This is a genomic window from Clostridia bacterium, assembly GCA_012840125.1.
In the GTDB taxonomy this organism is placed as follows: Bacteria; Bacillota; DULZ01; order DULZ01; family DULZ01; genus DULZ01.
Genome location: DULZ01000010.1, coordinates 11902 through 28682 on the forward strand (window position 1 = coordinate 11902; position 16781 = coordinate 28682).

At 56.5% G+C, this 16781-nt stretch carries 16 protein-coding genes; 15 read left to right on the forward strand and 1 reads right to left on the reverse strand.

What is annotated here, in order from left to right; genetic code table 11:
• Nucleotides 1-201: 201 nt before the first annotated feature.
• From dcuS to GXX34_01300, 10 genes are all read left to right on the forward strand, one after another.
• A complete protein-coding gene (dcuS, locus tag GXX34_01255) occupies nucleotides 202-1803 on the forward strand; it encodes a two-component system sensor histidine kinase DcuS (protein HHW06154.1) in 1602 nt (533 codons plus the stop codon).
• Complete coding sequence (locus GXX34_01260) at nucleotides 1800-2468, forward strand: response regulator (protein ID HHW06155.1); 669 nt, start codon at nucleotides 1800-1802, stop codon at nucleotides 2466-2468. The genes dcuS and GXX34_01260 overlap by 4 nt, the downstream gene beginning before the upstream one ends.
• A gap of 16 nt (nucleotides 2469-2484) precedes the next feature.
• A complete protein-coding gene (locus GXX34_01265) occupies nucleotides 2485-3516 on the forward strand; it encodes a TRAP transporter substrate-binding protein (GenBank protein ID HHW06156.1) in 1032 nt (343 codons plus the stop codon).
• Nucleotides 3517-3702: 186 nt separating this feature from the next.
• Nucleotides 3703-4734: a zinc ABC transporter substrate-binding protein gene (locus GXX34_01270; GenBank protein ID HHW06157.1), complete on the forward strand. Its 1032-nt coding sequence runs from the start codon at nucleotides 3703-3705 to the stop codon at nucleotides 4732-4734.
• Nucleotides 4734-5441: a metal ABC transporter ATP-binding protein gene (locus GXX34_01275; GenBank protein HHW06158.1), complete on the forward strand. Its 708-nt coding sequence runs from the start codon at nucleotides 4734-4736 to the stop codon at nucleotides 5439-5441. Before GXX34_01270 ends, GXX34_01275 begins: the two co-directional genes overlap by 1 nt.
• Nucleotides 5442-5443: 2 nt before the next feature.
• On the forward strand, nucleotides 5444-6298 hold the full coding sequence (locus GXX34_01280) for a metal ABC transporter permease (protein HHW06159.1): 855 nt from the start codon (nucleotides 5444-5446) through the stop codon (nucleotides 6296-6298).
• Nucleotides 6299-6342: 44 nt separating this feature from the next.
• Complete coding sequence (gene amrA / locus GXX34_01285) at nucleotides 6343-7737, forward strand: AmmeMemoRadiSam system protein A (protein HHW06160.1); 1395 nt, start codon at nucleotides 6343-6345, stop codon at nucleotides 7735-7737.
• A 15-nt stretch (nucleotides 7738-7752) separates the two neighbouring features.
• Complete coding sequence (gene amrS, locus GXX34_01290; GenBank protein HHW06161.1) at nucleotides 7753-8757, forward strand: AmmeMemoRadiSam system radical SAM enzyme; 1005 nt, start codon at nucleotides 7753-7755, stop codon at nucleotides 8755-8757.
• Between the two features lie 18 nt (nucleotides 8758-8775).
• On the forward strand, nucleotides 8776-9732 hold the full coding sequence (locus GXX34_01295) for an aminopeptidase (protein HHW06162.1): 957 nt from the start codon (nucleotides 8776-8778) through the stop codon (nucleotides 9730-9732).
• Between the two features lie 72 nt (nucleotides 9733-9804).
• Nucleotides 9805-10146, forward strand: a complete 342-nt coding sequence (locus GXX34_01300) for a hypothetical protein (protein HHW06163.1) — start codon at nucleotides 9805-9807, stop codon at nucleotides 10144-10146.
• A 40-nt stretch (nucleotides 10147-10186) separates the two neighbouring features.
• Here GXX34_01300 and GXX34_01305 read toward each other — a convergent pair whose 3' ends face one another.
• Nucleotides 10187-10801, reverse strand: coding sequence for a DedA family protein (locus tag GXX34_01305; GenBank protein HHW06164.1), 615 nt, complete (start codon nucleotides 10799-10801; stop codon nucleotides 10187-10189).
• A 353-nt stretch (nucleotides 10802-11154) separates the two neighbouring features.
• Here GXX34_01305 and GXX34_01310 point away from each other — a divergent pair, with 353 nt between their 5' ends.
• From GXX34_01310 to argJ, 5 genes are all read left to right on the forward strand, one after another.
• Entirely contained in the window at nucleotides 11155-12222 is a 1068-nt protein-coding gene (locus GXX34_01310; protein HHW06165.1) for a TRAP transporter substrate-binding protein, read from the forward strand.
• Nucleotides 12223-12243: 21 nt separating this feature from the next.
• On the forward strand, nucleotides 12244-12804 hold the full coding sequence (locus GXX34_01315) for a TRAP transporter small permease (protein HHW06166.1): 561 nt from the start codon (nucleotides 12244-12246) through the stop codon (nucleotides 12802-12804).
• On the forward strand, nucleotides 12797-14107 hold the full coding sequence (locus GXX34_01320) for a TRAP transporter large permease (GenBank protein ID HHW06167.1): 1311 nt from the start codon (nucleotides 12797-12799) through the stop codon (nucleotides 14105-14107). The genes GXX34_01315 and GXX34_01320 overlap by 8 nt, the downstream gene beginning before the upstream one ends.
• A gap of 379 nt (nucleotides 14108-14486) precedes the next feature.
• A complete protein-coding gene (locus GXX34_01325; GenBank protein ID HHW06168.1) occupies nucleotides 14487-15527 on the forward strand; it encodes an N-acetyl-gamma-glutamyl-phosphate reductase in 1041 nt (346 codons plus the stop codon).
• Nucleotides 15528-15544: 17 nt separating this feature from the next.
• Nucleotides 15545-16774: a bifunctional glutamate N-acetyltransferase/amino-acid acetyltransferase ArgJ gene (gene argJ / locus GXX34_01330; protein ID HHW06169.1), complete on the forward strand. Its 1230-nt coding sequence runs from the start codon at nucleotides 15545-15547 to the stop codon at nucleotides 16772-16774.
• The last annotated feature ends 7 nt before the right edge of the window (nucleotides 16775-16781 follow it).

Below are 16781 nucleotides of genomic sequence, written 5' to 3' on the forward strand. Positions count from 1 at the left end.
TGAAATGTGGGGCAATAATAGCATAATCCAAGGAAAGCCGTTTGGCAACTACCGGCATGATCGGATTCGTTATCCGGGCAGGCCGTGGGGGACGGGGGCCGGAGGCCGGGCCTGTCTAGCAGAAATTGGCTGGCGAATGGCGGAGGAAAACCGGCGATATGAGTCGAACTATTCAATCAATTCTGTATAAGGGGGAAAGAAATGCTCCTCAAGCCCTTGGGCCTTCAGGCCAAGATTACCTGGCTGGCCTTTAGCGTGGTGCTGATATCCCTGGTGCTGGGAGCTGTGGTGCTGGTAGGTCATTACGCCAGGAGCCTGGAGCAGGAAATCGGGTACCGGGCCCTGGCCATCGCGCGAGCCCTGTCGCAAATGGAAGAAATCCAGCAAAACGTAGGCAAGCCCGGCGGCAGTGAAGTCATTCAACCGATTGCCGAGCGGACCAGGTTGGCCACCAATGTGGAGTATATCGTCGTCCTGGATATGAACAAGATCAGGTATTCTCACCCGCTGGAGTCGTACATTGGCACCACCTTCGGCGGTGGGGATGAAGGCCCCGCTTTTGCCAACCACGAGTATTTGTCCCGGGCGGAAGGTGTTCTTGGCCCGTCGATCCGGGCTTTCGTGCCGGTGAAAACCGATGAAGGATTAACCCAAGTCGGCGTGGTAGTGGTGGGAGTGTTAACGCCGACTCTCCGGCAGATCCTGTTTGATATTCGCTGGGAAATCGGTGTTTCTTTACTGGTGGGCATCCTGGCCGGTTTTATCGGTTCTGTTTACCTGGCCAAAGATATTAAGAAAACTCTATTTAACCTGGAGCCCTGGGAGATTGCCCAGTTATTGGAAGAAAGAATCGCGATTTTTCAGGCTTTGGAAGACGGTATTGTGGCTATTGACCGGGAACACAAGATTACCGTGTTTAATGAAGCGGCAAGAAGGCTGACCGGTGTTTCCGGTGATGTCATCGGCAAACCCATCCTGGAAGTGATCCCCGATTCCCGCCTGCCCAAGACGGCGGTTACGGGGGAAGCGGTGTTCAACCAGGAACGCCCCATCGGCAAATCCGTGATTCTGACCAGCCGCTTTCCCATCAAAGTGAAGGGCGAAATTGTCGGAGCTGTTTCCTTGTTCCGCGACAAAACGGAAGTGCGCCGCCTGGCCGAGGAACTGACGGGGGTGAAACAGTTCATCGAGGCCTTGCGGGTCCAGAGCCATGAATATATGAATAAGCTGCATACCATTGCCGGCCTTTTGCAGCTGAAGCGCTATGAAGAAGCCATGGAGTATATTTTCGCCGTCAGCGAGGAACAGCAGGAATTGACTACTTTTCTGGGACGGAATATCAAAGACTACAGCGTGGCCGGGCTGCTGCTAGGCAAGTACAGCCGCGCCAAAGAGCTGCAGATTGAGCTGGTAATAGACCGGCGCAGCCGCATGTCTTCTTGGCCGGAGCAGGGAGAGAGTGCGCCGCTGGTTATCATTCTGGGCAACTTGCTGGAAAATGCCATGGAAGCCGTGGCCGACATGCCTGCCGAAAGGCGAAAAGTCTACTGCTCCCTGCGGGAGGAGCAGGGCATTTTGGAAATTGTGATCCGGGATACAGGTCAGGGCATACCGGCAGCCATCCGGGACCGGATCTTCGTGCAGGGCTTTTCCACCAAAGGTACCCAACGGGGATACGGCCTCGCTTTGGTCCGGCAGGCGGTGCTGAGCTGCCGGGGGGAGATACAAGTGGAGAGTATTGAGAACCAGGGGACTACCTTTACGGTTCGTTTACCTGTTGGCACAGGAGGTCGAGAGCCATGATCGGTATCGTGATCGTCGAAGATGACCCAATGGTGTTAGAAATAAACCAGCAATACATTGAAGCAGTGGGAGGCTTTCGCATTCTCGGCACGGCGACTCATGCCGCCGAGGGATTGGAATTGGTGCGCCAGCTGCGCCCGCAGCTGCTGCTCTTGGATGTGTTTTTGCCGGATCAGAAAGGAATTGAAGTGCTGCAGGAAATCAGGCGTTTGGAGCTGCCCACCGATGTGCTGATGGTGACGGCCGCCCGGGATGTGGAGACCATCCAGCTGGGTTTTCGCTACGGGGTGGTGGATTATATTATCAAGCCCTTCCGTTTTGAAAGGATTAAAAGCTCCCTGGAATCTTACCGGGAGATGTACTACCGCCTGCAGGAAAAAGAGGCATTGAACCAAGCGGACATTGATAACATGGGACTGGGCAAAGTTAAGGCGGTGAAGGAGGAACTGCCGAAAGGCCTGACGGAAACCACTTTGAAACAGGTTTTGCTCCTGCTGGTGAAAGGGAGAAAGAGTTATTCCGCCGAGGAAGTGGCCGCTGAAGTCGGTTTGTCCAGGGTGACGGCCCGCCGCTATCTGGAATACCTGGAGAAGACGGGCCGAGCGGAACTGGAACTGCAGTACGGCTCCGTCGGCAGGCCGGTCAACCGGTATCGCCTCAAATAGCGAAAAGGTGTTAGCCATGATGAACAAGGTGTACGTCTTTTGCCTGATTTGCCTTTTCTTACTGCCGTTGGTGTCCGGATGCCAGACGCGGGCCATGGACTTGGAGCAGGTAAGTTACGAGGAAAGAATAGTGATCAAGTTCTCCCATGTGGTAGCGGAATCCTCACCGAAAGGGCAAGCGGCCAATCGTTTCGCCGCTTTGGTGAAGGAAAGGACCGGCGGGAGGGTGGAAGTGCAGGTTTATCCCAATTCCGTCCTCTATAAGGATGGGGAAGAAATGGAAGCTCTAGTCAAGGGACAGGTGCAGATGATCGCCCCCGCCACGGCGAAAGTGGCGGAGAAGTTCCCCCTGTGGCAGATTTTTGACTTGCCTTTTCTCTTCCTGAATGAGGAAGAAGTACACCGGGTGATGGACGGGGAAGTGGGGCAGCAGTTGTTTCAAATGCTGGAACCTCACCGGATCAAAGCCATCGCCATGTGGGACAACGGGTTTAAACAGATTACCACCACCGTCCCATTGCGAAAACTGGAGGATTTTAGGGGCATCAAGTTCAGGGTGATGCCGGGCAGCCTGGTGCTGGAGCGGCAGTTCCGCTTGCTGGGCGCGGAACCGGTGCCCTATGCTTTCGATGATGTTTATAAAGCCCTGGAAGAAGGAAGAGTCCAGGGAACGGAAAACTCCGCCTCCAACATCTATTCCAAGAAGTTCTATGAACTGCAGCCCTATCTTACGATCAGCAATCACGGGTTCTTAGGCTACGTGGTTCTGGTGAACGGTCCTTTTTGGGATAACTTGCCGGAGGATATCAAGTTGATCATCGAGGAAACCATGGAGGAGGTTACCCAGTGGCAGCGGGAGATGGCGGCGGAGCAAAATGCAGCTGACCTGGAAGCCATCCTGGGCACCGGCCGGGTGGAAGCCTGGTGGTTAACCCCGGAGGAAAAAGAACGCTGGCGTCAAATGATGCAGCCTGTTTACCGGGATTTTGAAAACCTGGGCGGGGCTCAGTTGCTGGCCAGCGCCAGGCGAGATCTGGGCCTCGATTGATGGTTTAAGCAAGGGGTAGGCACAGGCCAGAGGCTGTGCCGTCTTCCCGGGCAGCCGGTATGGACCGGAGGCAGCTCAGGTACGGCTCGCTCCGGTGATACCGGTTGCCTTTTTTGTTAGGTGATCCCGCCGGGCAGGCCGTGTCTTGTCACGTTGACTGTTAAAAGGAGGAGGAGTACAATCTACTTGAATGAAATACACCGGTCCCGGGTGTATCCGGGGTGCTATCCGGTAATACTGGAAGTAGACGCCATGATCCGGTGGTGGTTTTCCATGCGCAAAGCGGTGATTGTTTTTTTATTGGCTATATGTCTGCTGGCCGGCGGTTGTGCTCCCGGCAGCGGTGAAATGAGTACCGGTCCGGGTGCCGGGACGGCAGCCAAGCCCCTGGTGGTGGCCACCATTTTTCCATTGGCTGACCTGGTCCGCCAGATCGGGGGAGACAAGGTGGAGGTGGCGGCTTTACTGCCGGCCGGTGCCAGTCCTCATACTTTTGAGCCTACGCCGAAGGAGATGAAGGCAGTGAGCCGGGCCAGTCTCTTCGTGTCCGTGGGGGCGGGTTTGGATGTCTGGGGACAAAAGCTCCTGGCCGCGGCGGGCACCGGTGTGCCGGCTTTGGCGGTTACGGACGGATTGAGATTGCTTCCTTTAGCGGGGCGGCATGACCGGCACGGTGAAGAACACGAACATGCAGGAGAGGAGGGCGATCCCCACGTCTGGTTGGATCCGGTGCTGGTCCGGGATGAGATCGCGCCTAGGCTGGCCGGGGAAATGTCCCGCTTGTGGCCCGCCTGGGCTGACTATTTTCAGGAGAACCTGCATAAGCTGCAAGGGGAACTGAGCAAGTTGGATGAGGAGTTCCTGTCTTCGACGGCGGGGCCGGAAAAACCGAGGTTTATTTCCTTCCATGCCGCCTGGGGTTACCTGACCCGGCGTTACGGCTGGGAAGAAGTGGCCAGCGTCCTGGCATATCCGGGCCAGGAACCCTCTGCCCGCTGGCTGAAAGAATTGACGGACCTGGCGGTACGGGAAGGGGTAAAAACCGTTATCATCGAGCCCCAGTTTAACCCGCAGCCGGCAGAGCTTTTGGCGGAGGAAATCGGCGGCCGGGTGTTAATCCTGGATCCCATCGGCGGGGAAGGAGTAGAGGGACGTGACAGTTACTTGGCGCTGATGCGGTACAACCTGACCGTGATGAAGGAGGCGCTGGAATTCTAATGCTGGCTTTGGAGGTGGCGGGTCTAAAAGCCTGTATCGGTAATCACGTTATACTGGATCAAGTAAGCTTTCGGGTGCAAGAAGGAGAATTGGCGGCGCTGATTGGTGCCAACGGCGCCGGGAAGACTACCCTCCTGAAGGTGCTGACGGGGATCATGAAGCCGGTAGAAGGAATGGTCAAGGTTTTTGGGGAACCCCTCACCAAGGAAAACCGGAAACTCCTCAGCTACCTGCCGCAGAAGAGCCATTTCGACCCGCATTTTCCCCTGCGGGTTTTTGATGCCGTGCAGCTGGGCCGGACGGCCTGGTCCTTGTTCCGGCGTCCCCGCCGGGAGGACATGGAGCGGGTGGAGTGGTGCCTGGCCCAAGTCGGCCTGCTGGATCTGGCCCACCGGCCCATCGGGGAGCTGTCCGGGGGCCAGCAGCAGCTGGTTTTCCTGGCCAGGGCGCTGTTCGGCCGGCCCCGCTTGTTATTGTTGGATGAACCCACTACCGGTTTGGATGTCACGGCGCGGCAGCGTTTTTACCGGTTGTTAAAGGACTTAAAGCACCAACTGGGCTTGACGGTATTAATCGTCACCCATGACCTGGAGGCCGTCGTAGCCCATGCCGACCGGGTGATCCTGCTGGAAAACCAAAAAGTAGCCTATGAAGGCAGCCCTAACGCCGCGGTTAAGACTCAGGCTTTTCTCCGGGTGGTGGATTAAAAGTGGAAATGTTGTCTTACGGTTTCATGCAAAAAGCCGTCCTGGCCAGTTTGGTGCTGAGCCTGGTGTCAGCGGTAGCCGGGTTTTTTGTGGTGCTGAAAAGATTGTCCTTTATCGGTGCCGGCATTTCCCATTCCGCTTTTGGCGGGGTGGCTTTCGGCTTGGTGCTGGGGCTAAATCCCCTGGGGACGGCAGGTGTCTTTGCCCTGGCGGTGGCCCTGTTCCTCGCCTGGATTAGCCGGCGGGGAGCCCTGCCTGAAGATACGGCCATCGGGATCTTTTTCAGCGGGGCCATGGCCATGGGTATTGCTTTCTTGAGCTTTGGCAAAGGCTATTACGGCGATGCCATGAGCTACCTTTTCGGAAACGTGCTGGCGGTGTCCACGGGGGATCTATGGTTGCTGGCCGGGGCGGGAGCTGTGGTGCTGGTCTTCCTGTTGGCGACCTTCAAGGCCCTGCTCTGCCTGTGCTTTGACGAGGAGCTGGCCTATGCCAGCAACTTGCCGGTGGGTATCCTCTATTACGGTTTGATGGTGGCCCTGGCTTTGACCGTCATGGTGGCGGTGAAGACCGTGGGGATTGTGCTGGCGTCCGCCTTGCTGGTAACGCCGGCGGCCACCGGTTACCAGCTGTCCAAAGACTACAAAGGGATGCTGCTCATCAGTGTGGCCAGCAGCCTGGTCTCTTCCTTTGCCGGCTTGTGGCTGTCTTACCAGTACGGCCTGGCCTCAGGCGCCGCCATTGTGCTTTGCGCCACCGGCATCTTCCTGCTGGCTTTTCTTTTTTCCCCGCGTAAAGCAGTCTTCTGGCGGCCCAAAGCCCGGGGGGACGTGGAAACAAAACAGGAAACGATGTGAATGATATGCTCAGGAAGGAGGTTTTTGCCGTGGGTGAACTGGTGATGGCGGCTATTGTACCTCACCCGCCGGTCATGGTGGAGGAAGTGGGACGGGGTGAAGAGTTGAGAGTGCAGGCAACCCGGGACAGCATGAAGACCTTGGCCGGGAACCTGGCACAGCTGCAGCCGGACACTCTGGTGGTCATTACGCCCCATGGAGCCCTGTTCTCCGACGCTATTACCATGCCGGCTCAAGATACCCTGGCGGGGGATTTGGGGCGGTTTCGCGCCCCTCAGGTCCGGCTGGAGTACGAAAGGGACCGGGAACTGGCGGAGCTTCTTTATCGCTGCGCTTGGGAGCGGAACATACCCACCCATCATTTGGAGCCGGACCTGGCCCGAAGGTACGGGATCAGCCCCCAGCTGGATCACGGCATTGTGGCGCCGCTGTCTTTCTTCCGGCATTTGGAGCCGAAACCGCGGCTGCTGCAGGTGAACATGGGGCTCTTTGGCCGGGAACGGCTGTACGAGTTTGGCATCGCCATGCAAGAGGCCATCAAGCAATCCTCCCGCCGGGTGGCGGTGATTGCCAGCAGCGACCTGTCCCACCGGGTGACGCCGGATGCGCCGGCAGGATACGATCCCCGTGGGCAGGAATTCGACCTGGCCCTCAAGGGGCTGCTGGAAGCCTTTGACGTGCCGGGTATTCTGGCGATACCTGAGGAACTACGGGAAGCGGCGGGAGAATGCGGTTACCGGGCCATTGTCATGGCTTTAGGTGCCCTGGACGGTTACGAAGTGGACCACCGGGTGCTCTCCTACGAGGCTCCTTTTGGCGTGGGTTACCTGGTGGCGCGGTTTATACCCGGCTCCCCTGCTGAGAAGCGTAAGCTGCTGGACTGGCTCTTGCAGGAACGGCAGGCCAGGCGCGCCGCCAGAAAGCAGGCGGAATCGCCGGTGGTGCAGCTGGCGCGGCAAAGCCTGGAGCATTATTACGACACGGGTAAGATGCTCCGGGATACGGAGATTAAGCTGCCCCCTGATTTACCGCCCCGGGCCGGTGTCTTTGTTTCTTTGAAAAAGGACGGGCAGCTGCGGGGGTGTATCGGCACCACCGCCCTGACGACACCGAGTTTAAGAGACGAGATCATCGCCAACGCCCTGAAGGCGGCGTTGGAGGATCCCCGGTTTGAACCGGTGGAAAGGGATGAGCTGGATGAACTGACCATTTCCGTGGACGTACTGGGGCAGCCGGAGCCGGTGGCCGGCCTGGCGGATTTGGACCCCCAGCAATACGGTGTCATCGTCAGCAGCGGCGGCAAGCGGGGGTTGTTACTGCCGGCCCTGGAAGGGGTCAATACCGCTGAGCAGCAGGTGGAGATTTGCCGGCGGAAAGCAGGTATTGGACCCCGGGAGCCGGTGAAACTGGAACGGTTTACGGTCACCCGTTTTACATAGAAAGGAAGGTCCGCCATGCGTGAAGCTCTGTGGTACCGCTCCGTGGGAGACCAAAGAACGGTTTGCTCCCTGTGCCCCCATCACTGCCGGCTGGCCCCGGGGCAAGCGGGCCTGTGCCGGGTGCGGTACAACCGGAACGGGATGCTCTATACCCGCAATTACGGCCTGTGTACCCAGCCGGTGCTGGATCCCATGGAGAAAAAACCTTTGTATCATTTTTATCCCGGCAGCTCCATTTTGTCCGTGGGAACCCTGGGCTGCAATTTCCGGTGCAAGTTTTGTCAAAACTGGCAATTGGCCCACGGCGATCCGGTCCTGTTTCAGGTGAAGCCGGAAGAACTGGCGGAGCTGGCGGTGCGGGCCAAAGAACATGGTTGCGCCGGCATTGCCTACACTTATTCGGAACCCACCGTCTGGTATGAATTTGTGTTGGAAACTGCCAGGTTGATCCATGAGCAAGGTTTAAAGAATGTACTGGTGACCAACGGCTTTATGGCGGCGGAGCCTTTCGAGGAACTGCTCCCCTATATCGATGCCCTCAATATTGATGTCAAAGGGTTCAACCGGGAATTCTATCAAAAGACGGTGGGTGGGGATTACCGGCCGGTACTCGACAGAGCCAAACAAGCTCACCGGGCGGGCAAACATGTGGAGATCACCACCCTGCTGGTGCCGGGCTTGAACGACGGGGAAGAGGAAATTGAGGCGCTGGTGACCTGGTTGGCAACGGAGTTGGGGGCGGAGGTACCCCTGCACTTGTCCCGCTATGTACCTCATTACCGGTTGGAACTCCCGCCCACGCCTGGGGAAACCTTGCTCAAAGCGAAAGAAATTGCCGGGCAAAAACTCCACCATGTATACCTGGGCAACGCCCCTGAACTGGGAGGGTCTCCTACCTACTGTCCCCAGTGTCGCCGGCCCGTCATTGAAAGAAAGGGTTTTTGGGTCGTGAAGACCGTTCTTGAGAAAAATGCTTGCGGGTATTGTGGCTACACCCTGAATATCGTTGTTAAGTCTTGAACACGGGAGGTTTTACATTTGCACGGTTTAGCACAGGCAGCCAGGGTGGTGCTGGCTGATTGTTTAGGCGTCAAAGGAAACGAGAACGTATTGGTTGTCATCGATGAACCCCTGCGCGCCGTTGGGGAGGCCCTGTGGGCGCAAGCCCGGGAACTGGGGGCGGAAGCGGTCCTGATGGAGATGCTCCCCAGGGAGTCCAACGGCCAAGAACCGCCGGCCATGGTGGCCCAGGCGATGCTGGCGGCCGGTGCCGTGGTCCTGGCTACTTCCAAATCCCTCTCCCACACCAAAGCCAGGAAAGAAGCCAATAACCGCGGCGCCAGGGTGGCTTCCATGCCCGGCATCACGGCCGAAGCCATGGCCCGGACCTTGCAAGGGGTAGATGAAGGGTTAAAAGCCAGGGCCCGGCGGTATGCCGCCCTGTTAAGGGACGCCAGGGAGGTGCGCCTTACCACCCCGGCCGGCACGGATTTAACTTTCTCCATTGAGGGACGGCCGGCGACAGCGGATGGAGGAGACTTGTCCTTTCCCGGGGCCTTCGGCAATTTGCCTGCCGGCGAAGCCTTTGTGGCGCCGGTGGAAGGCACCGCTGAGGGCAGGCTGGTTATAGACGGGTCCATGGCCGGGATTGGGTTGCTCACCCAGCCCATCCGCATCCAAGTGGAGCAGGGGACGGCGGTGCGCATCACCGGGGGGCAGGAAGCGGCCCGGCTGGAAGCACTGCTGGCTCCCCACGGGGAAAAGGCGAGGAATATTGCGGAACTGGGCATCGGCTTAAATGAGTTTGCCCGGATCACCGGCCTGGTGCTGGAGGACGAAAAAGCCATGGGTACGGTGCACATTGCCCTGGGCGACAACAGCACCTTTGGGGGGCAGGTGGAAGTGCCCAGTCATTTGGACGGCGTCATCCTCAAACCCACCCTCTGGCTGGATGGGCAAAAGGTCATCGAAAACGGGAAACTCCTGGTGGAATAGAGTGTTGTGTTCTGCTGTTTCCTTCGCTAAAATAATGGGTGGTAAAGTATCAGGAGAAATGGAGGTTGCAAGTTGGAACAGCAGTTTGAGAAGCTCAAGGAGTACCTGAACATGGATACGGAGATTTCCTTTGAAGAGTTCGAATCTTACTATAATGACGTGATCGGGTACCTGCAGCAAAACTACCAGGAGATGGATCACGCCTCTTTAATCAAAGCCCGGTATATTACTTCCATCGTGGCGGCCAACGCCTTTGACCGGGCGCGCCGGAAAGGGCCCCAGCACAAGAAATACCGCAAGATGGCGGAAAAATGCGAGTTCTGGGCTGAGGCCATCAAGTATCGCTTGTTAAAAGAAGGGCTGACGGAAGCACAGCTGGAGGAAGCGGAGCAGAAATTAAGCGAAGCCGTATAAAATGGAAAATCCTCCTGCCGGGAACGGCAAGGAGGATTTCCTATTGGTCTAGGAACCGCTTCTTAATGAATACGGCCACCACCGCCAGGGTCAGGATAACCAGCAGTACCAGGGCAACGGTGGAATAGGTGTCAAAATACCCGGCGATTTTTTCCCAGGCCTGGCCTGCGGCCCGGCCGAGATAAACCAGGACTAAGTTCCAAATAGAGGTACCTATTGTTGTCAAAACCAGGAAGAAGGTGAATTTCATCCGGGCCATCCCGGCCGGTACGGAAATCAAGCTGCGCACGATGGGAATAAAGCGGCAGAAAAAAACGGCGGCGCTGCCGTGCCGGTGAAACCATCTTTCCGCCAGACGCACGTCTTCCCTCTTCAGGCGCAGGGTTCTGCCGACGGGACCGCCAAACAGCGCTTCCAGGCGGTCTACATGGAGCAGGCGTCCCAAGCTGTAGAGGATAATAGCCCCGGCAACAGATCCCAGGGTAGCCGCCACGACAACCCCCCAGACCTTTAGAGGCGTCATGGTGGTCATAAAGCCGGCGAAGGTAAGGATCACTTCCGACGGGATCGGCGGGAAAATGTTTTCCAGGGCGATCAAGAGGAATACGCCCAGGTAACCGTATTGACTGATGACTGCCAAAACTGTCTCCTGCAAACTGTGCCCCCCTAATGACTAAAGATGATTTACGCATACAGTTAACACCGGTTGCCCGGTGGTGTCTTGCCAAGCGGCCGCTTCTACTAGCATACCAGATTCCGGCGCGAAAAAAAACCACCAACCTGTTGACGAAACTCCCGCCATTGTCTATTATATTAAGCAAGAAAGCGGCCATAATTCCATACTGGGTAGTACGGTGAGGACGGTAGGATTTCGCAACGGAAAGGGTGGGTACACCCTTGTCCATGTATTCATGATGCATGGGTGTTTTTGTGCCGTTGGTTGATTAGCTCCCTATCGGGAGCTTTTTTATTAAGTTCAGCTTGAGAGTGTTAAGGAGGCATGAATTGATGGTAAAGAGAAGGTTGTACGGTAGGATGGCAGGTTTTTTATTGCTCATCGGTTTATTGGTACTGGCAGGAGTGGCGGCGGGCTGCTCCTCCGGGGGAGGACAGCAGGGCAGTGAGGTAGTGGAGCTGAAGCTGGCTCATTTCTTCCCCAGCGTGCACCCGGTAGAAACGGAACTGCTGCAGCCCTGGGCCAAGGCCATTGAAGAGGCCACCGGGGGACGGGTGCGGATCACCACTTATCCCGGGGAAACCCTGGCCAAAGCCACGGATATTTATGCCGGCGTGGTAGACGGTATTGCCGATATCGGTTTATCTTGCTTTTCCTATACCAGGGGACGGTTCCCGGTGTTGGAAGCTTTTGAATTGCCCGGAATCATCTACAAGAATTCCAAAGTAGCCAGCCAAGTGGCCTGGGAAGGGATTCAGGAACTGAACCCCCAGGAAGTGCAGGATACCAAACTGTTCATGGTGTTTGCCACCGGTTCCGGGGATTTGTTCACCAAGAAGCCGGTGCGGAATTTGGATGACCTGCAGGGCATGTTGATTAGAGCCACCGGGCTGAGCGCCAAGACACTGCAGGCGTTAGGGGCGGTGCCGGAAGCCATGGCCCAGTCGGAAGCTTACGAGGCGTTGGCAAAAGGGGTTGTCCACGGTAACATGGGGCCCATGGAAATCCTGCAAGGATGGAAAATTGCTGAAGTGACCGATTATATTACGAAAACTCCTTTTCTTTACAATACTCTGTTCTTCATCACCATGAATTTAGACAAATGGAACTCCCTCCCGCAGGATGTGCAGGAAGCAATCCTGAAAGTGAATGAGGAGTATTTCAATAATGTCGCCGTAGGATTGTGGGATTGGCAAAACGAGCAAGCTTTTGAATACGCCGTCGGTGAGATGGGGATGGAAGTCATTGAGCTCAGTGCTGAGGAAACGGAGCGCTGGATTAAACAAGTGGAAGGGATTCAGAACGAGTATCTGGCCAATACGCGGGAGCAGGGATTGCCGGGCGACAAAGCTTTAGAGCTAGTCAAGACTTTGGCAGCAAAATACAACCAGGAATTTTAAGTTGCATAAGGTGGGACTGATATGAAACAAGCATCGGAAAGAACCGTTCGTTATGATACTTCCGTCAGTTGGCCAAAATGGTTAACGGGAACTCCTTTGGCAAGCTTGGTCATGAGTACCAGCAAACTGCTGGACCGGATTGCCGGGCTGGCGGTCACCGCGGCCATGCTGCTGGTGGTGGCCAATGTGATCATGCGTACCTTGTTCAATAAGCCGATTCTAGGTGCTTTGGAGTACGTCAGCATGTTGTTTGCCGTGGCCGTTGGATTCTCCCTGGCCTTGTGTGCCGCCCACAACGGCCACATTGCCATTGACCTGTTGGTGGAACGGCTGCACCCAAGGGTCAGGTTACTGGTTGATGCTGTCATCCGCCTGGTGACCATCATCTTCTTGGGCGCCTGTACCTGGGGCCTGGTCCTGTATGCCAGGACCACCGCCGCCAGCGGTTTGGTTTCGCCTACCACCCAGACCCCTGTTCATCCCTTTATCGGTCTGGTGGCCTTGGGCTTCTTCCTTTTTTCCCTGGTGCAGGTGCTAAAGCTGGTGCAGGGCCTGGGCAAAGGCGGTCGTGGGGATGAGTGAGTTTGCCATCGGTTGTATGGGCATCATTGCTTTGCTGGTTCTCATGGGTTTGCGCATGCCCATCGCCCTGGCCATGGCGCTGGTGGGTTTTGCCGGTTTCAGCATCTTGACCAGCCCGCAAGCCGCCCTGCGCATGCTGGCGACGGAGATCTATGCCAATTTCTCGTCCGCCACTCTAAGCGTCATCGTCATGTTTATTTGGATGGGTTTTCTCGCCTATTATTCCGGCATCGGCACCCAGCTGTATCAATTTGCCTATAAGCTCATGGGCCATTTGCCGGGTGGGCTGGCCATGGCCACCCAAGGGGCCTGTGCCATTTTCGGGGCCATTTGCGGGTCCAATACGGCGACGGCGGCTACCATTGGCGCCATTGCCCTGCCGGAAATGAAAAAATATAACTATGATGCTTCCTTGGCCACGGCCGGCGTGGCGGCGGGCGGTGTCTTAGGGGTTCTCATTCCCCCCAGCGTCATCTTGCTGATATACGGCACTGCCACGGAGCAATCCATCGGCAAGCTGTTCATGGCAGGAGTGCTCCCGGGCTTGCTGCTGGCGCTGCTGTACATGCTGGTGGTCTACATCCTGGCTCTGCGCAATCCCGGCATTGCCCCGCCCGGGCCCAAGGCTAGCTGGCAAGAGAGACTGTCCTCATTAAAGGGCGGTCTATGGGAAGTAGTCTGTGTCTTTTGCTTATCCATCGGCGGGCTGTTTGCCGGTTGGTTCAGTCCTACGGAAGCAGGTGCGGTGGGAGCCGGCGGAGTACTGTTGGTGTCTTTGGTCGGCAGGAAGCTCGATTGGAAAGGTTTTGAAAAATCCCTGCTGGATACCACCAGGACGACAGCCATGATCATGCTTCTAGTGGCCGGAGCCGTTGTTTTCGGGCGCTTCATGGCCGTAAGCCGGGTGCCTTTCGAGTTTGCTAACTGGGCCAGTTCCCTGTCCTGGCCGCCCTTTGCCATCATGGGGATTGTGCTGGTGATTTACTTTATCCTTGGCTGCTTTATTGATTCCCTGGCCCTGGTGCTGTTGACCATCCCCATTTTTTACCCGGTGGTGGTCGATACCCTTGGCTATGACCCGATTTGGTTTGGGGTCATGATCGTGATGGTAGTGGCCATGGGAGTAATTACACCTCCGGTGGGCATGAATGTTTACGTGATCAAAGGAGTAGCGCCGGAGGTCAGCCTGGAAACGATTTTTAGAGGCATTTGGCCGTTCCTCTTGGCAATTGTGGCCTGTATTGTGATCTTGATGATTTTCCCTCCTTTGGCTACCTATCTACCAAGCCTGATGGGATCATAACGCAAGCCGGTATTAATGGCATTCCATTGATACCGGCTTTCTTAGTGGGTATAGGCCGGCTTAAGCCCATGATTCGGAGAGTTAATTATATGTCCGGGTGCACCGCCAGAGAGTTGTTGTTTCTTTGATGCCTTCTATAACAGGCACAACCGTTTACCGGCCCGGCGCCGGTTACGGTCCCCATATCACATGTTCCGTCTCCGAATAAAGGGCAGTAGCCGTCGCACACGGCGTCTTTCAAAGACATCACCTCGCTTTTATCCCTAGTTTGCCCGGGGAAATTTTTTTTAGACCGGGGCGGGAAAAACAAAAGTTCTTGTTGCATTAATATACAGCAGAATGTATAATTATAAACAATATTAATGGTGGTGATGTGATTATGATTAAAGCGAGCATTATCGGCGCCACGGGCTATACCGGGGTGGAACTGGTCAGGATCCTGTCCTGCCATCCGGAAGTGCAGCTTACGGTGCTGACTTCCCAAAGCTACGTTGGGGAAAACATGGCTGACATCTATCCCAGCCTGAAGGGTAAAGTGGATTTAGCCTGCGCGGAGCAGGATATCCCGCAGGTCATCTCCGCCAGCGACGTGGTTTTTGTGGCTTTGCCCCATGGGCATTCAGTGCCGGTGGTGCAGGAAGCGGTCCGGCAGGGTAAGAAGGTAATTGATTTAGGGGCGGATTTCCGTTTCCGCCGGGCGGAGGTCTATGAACAGTGGTATCAAGTCCGGCACGAAGCACCGGAACTGGCGGCTGCTGCCGTCTACGGGCTGCCGGAACTATACCGCAGGGACATCAAGGAAGCTGCCCTGGTAGCCAATCCGGGCTGTTACCCTACCTGCAGCATTTTAGCTCTGGCTCCGGCGCTGACAGGGGGATTCATTGAACCTGAAACCATTATTATCGACGCTAAATCGGGCCTGTCCGGAGCGGGCCGGAAAGCCACTTTGACCACCCATTTTGGGGAGGTCAACGAGAATGTGAATCCTTATGGAGTGGCCGGCCACCGTCACACTCCGGAAATCGAGCAGGAATTGGCGGTCCTGGCCGGGGTTGATGTCCGGGTGTCCTTCACGCCCCATTTGATGCCTATGACGCGGGGTATTCTGGCTACTTGTTACGCCGCCGTCAAACCCGGTGTCACGGAAAAAGAGGTGCGGGAGGCATATGAGCAGTTCTACGAGGGGGAAGCTTTTGTCCATGTGCTGCCGCCGGGGGCCTGGCCTCATACTAAATGGGTATACGGGTCCAACCGCTGCCTGGTGAACCTGACCGTAGACAAAAGGACTAATCGTTTAATCGCCTGCGCCGTGATCGATAACCTGGTCAAGGGTGCCTCCGGGCAAGCGGTGCAGAATATGAACTTGCTTTTTGGTTTACCTGAAACCATGGCCTTGGACTTCAATGGAATATATCCGTAAAGGTGGGAATAGGTAAAATGTGCGCTTGGCAAGTGATTGAAGGAGGGGTGACGGAACCCCAAGGCTTTACCGCTGCGGGCGTCAGTGCCGGTATTAAGGAAAGCGGCAAGAAAGACATGGCTTTGATCTATGCCGGAAAACCCTGCAGCGCCGCCGGGGTGTTCACCCAAAACCTGGTGAAAGCAGCGCCGGTGCTGCTGGATATGGAACACTTGAAGAAAACCAAGGGGATAGCCCAGGCGATCATTGTCAACAGCGGCAATGCCAATGCCTGCACCGGGGGACAAGGCATGCAGGATGCCCGGGCCATGGCCCAGCTGACCGCGGCAAAGTTGGGGATTGAGCCGGAGACAGTGCTGGTGTCCTCCACCGGGGTCATCGGACAGCTTCTGCCCATGGAGAAGGTCGAGGCGGGTGTTGCGCTGGCAGCGGCCTCCCTTTCCAAGGCCGGCAGCCGCGATGCGGCGGAGGCTATTATGACCACCGACACCAAGCCGAAGGAAATAGCCGTCAAATTTACCCTGCAGGGCAAGGAAGTGACCATCGGGGCGATGGCCAAAGGGGCCGGGATGATTCATCCCAATATGGCTACCATGCTCTGCTTTATTACCACCGATGCGGTGATTGAACCGGCAGCTTTAAAGCAAGCCTTGCAAACTGCGGTCGATGCCACCTTTAATATGCTGACGGTGGACGGGGATACCAGTACCAACGACACGGTGCTGATCCTGGCCAGCGGGCTGGCCGGCCACGAGGAATTGACGGAGGGCAGTGACGGCTACGCTGATTTTGTGGATGCCCTGACCTATGCTTGCGGGGATTTGGCCAGGAAGATTGCCGCCGACGGGGAGGGAGCGACGAAGCTGCTTGAGGTGGAAGTCAGGAACGCTCCCAGCCTCCGGGACGCCCGGCTGGTGGCCAAGGCAGTGGCTTCTTCCAATCTAGTGAAGACCGCCCTTTTTGGGGAAGATGCCAACTGGGGCCGGATTCTCTGTGCTGCCGGCTATTCGGGGGCCCAGTTTGACCCGTATAAAGTGGATATCTATTTAAAGAGCCGGGCCGGACAACTGCAAACAGCGGCTCAGGGAGCAGGCATTCCCTTTGATGAGGAGCAGGCGGCTCTGATTCTCAAGGAAAAGGAAATCACCTTTATCCTGGACCTGCACGGGGGAGAGGCCGGAGCCACGGCTTATACCTGTGATTTCTCCTACGATTACGTGAGGATCAATGCGGATTACCGGACTTAAGGGAGGG

Excerpts from the sequence above, each read along its gene's own strand:
- argJ (HHW06169.1), top strand. The coding sequence starts at position 15,545 with ATGTGCGCTTGGCAAGTGATTGAAGGAGGGGTGACGGAACCCCAAGGC.
- amrA (HHW06160.1), top strand. The coding sequence starts at position 6,343 with ATGGCGGCTATTGTACCTCACCCGCCGGTCATGGTGGAGGAAGTGGGA.
- GXX34_01260 (HHW06155.1), top strand. The coding sequence starts at position 1,800 with ATGATCGGTATCGTGATCGTCGAAGATGACCCAATGGTGTTAGAAATA.
- dcuS (HHW06154.1), top strand. The coding sequence starts at position 202 with ATGCTCCTCAAGCCCTTGGGCCTTCAGGCCAAGATTACCTGGCTGGCC.
- amrS (HHW06161.1), top strand. The coding sequence starts at position 7,753 with ATGCGTGAAGCTCTGTGGTACCGCTCCGTGGGAGACCAAAGAACGGTT.
- GXX34_01310 (HHW06165.1), top strand. The coding sequence starts at position 11,155 with ATGGTAAAGAGAAGGTTGTACGGTAGGATGGCAGGTTTTTTATTGCTC.
- GXX34_01320 (HHW06167.1), top strand. The coding sequence starts at position 12,797 with ATGAGTGAGTTTGCCATCGGTTGTATGGGCATCATTGCTTTGCTGGTT.
- GXX34_01315 (HHW06166.1), top strand. The coding sequence starts at position 12,244 with ATGAAACAAGCATCGGAAAGAACCGTTCGTTATGATACTTCCGTCAGT.
- GXX34_01325 (HHW06168.1), top strand. The coding sequence starts at position 14,487 with ATGATTAAAGCGAGCATTATCGGCGCCACGGGCTATACCGGGGTGGAA.
- GXX34_01275 (HHW06158.1), top strand. The coding sequence starts at position 4,734 with ATGCTGGCTTTGGAGGTGGCGGGTCTAAAAGCCTGTATCGGTAATCAC.
- GXX34_01265 (HHW06156.1), top strand. The coding sequence starts at position 2,485 with ATGATGAACAAGGTGTACGTCTTTTGCCTGATTTGCCTTTTCTTACTG.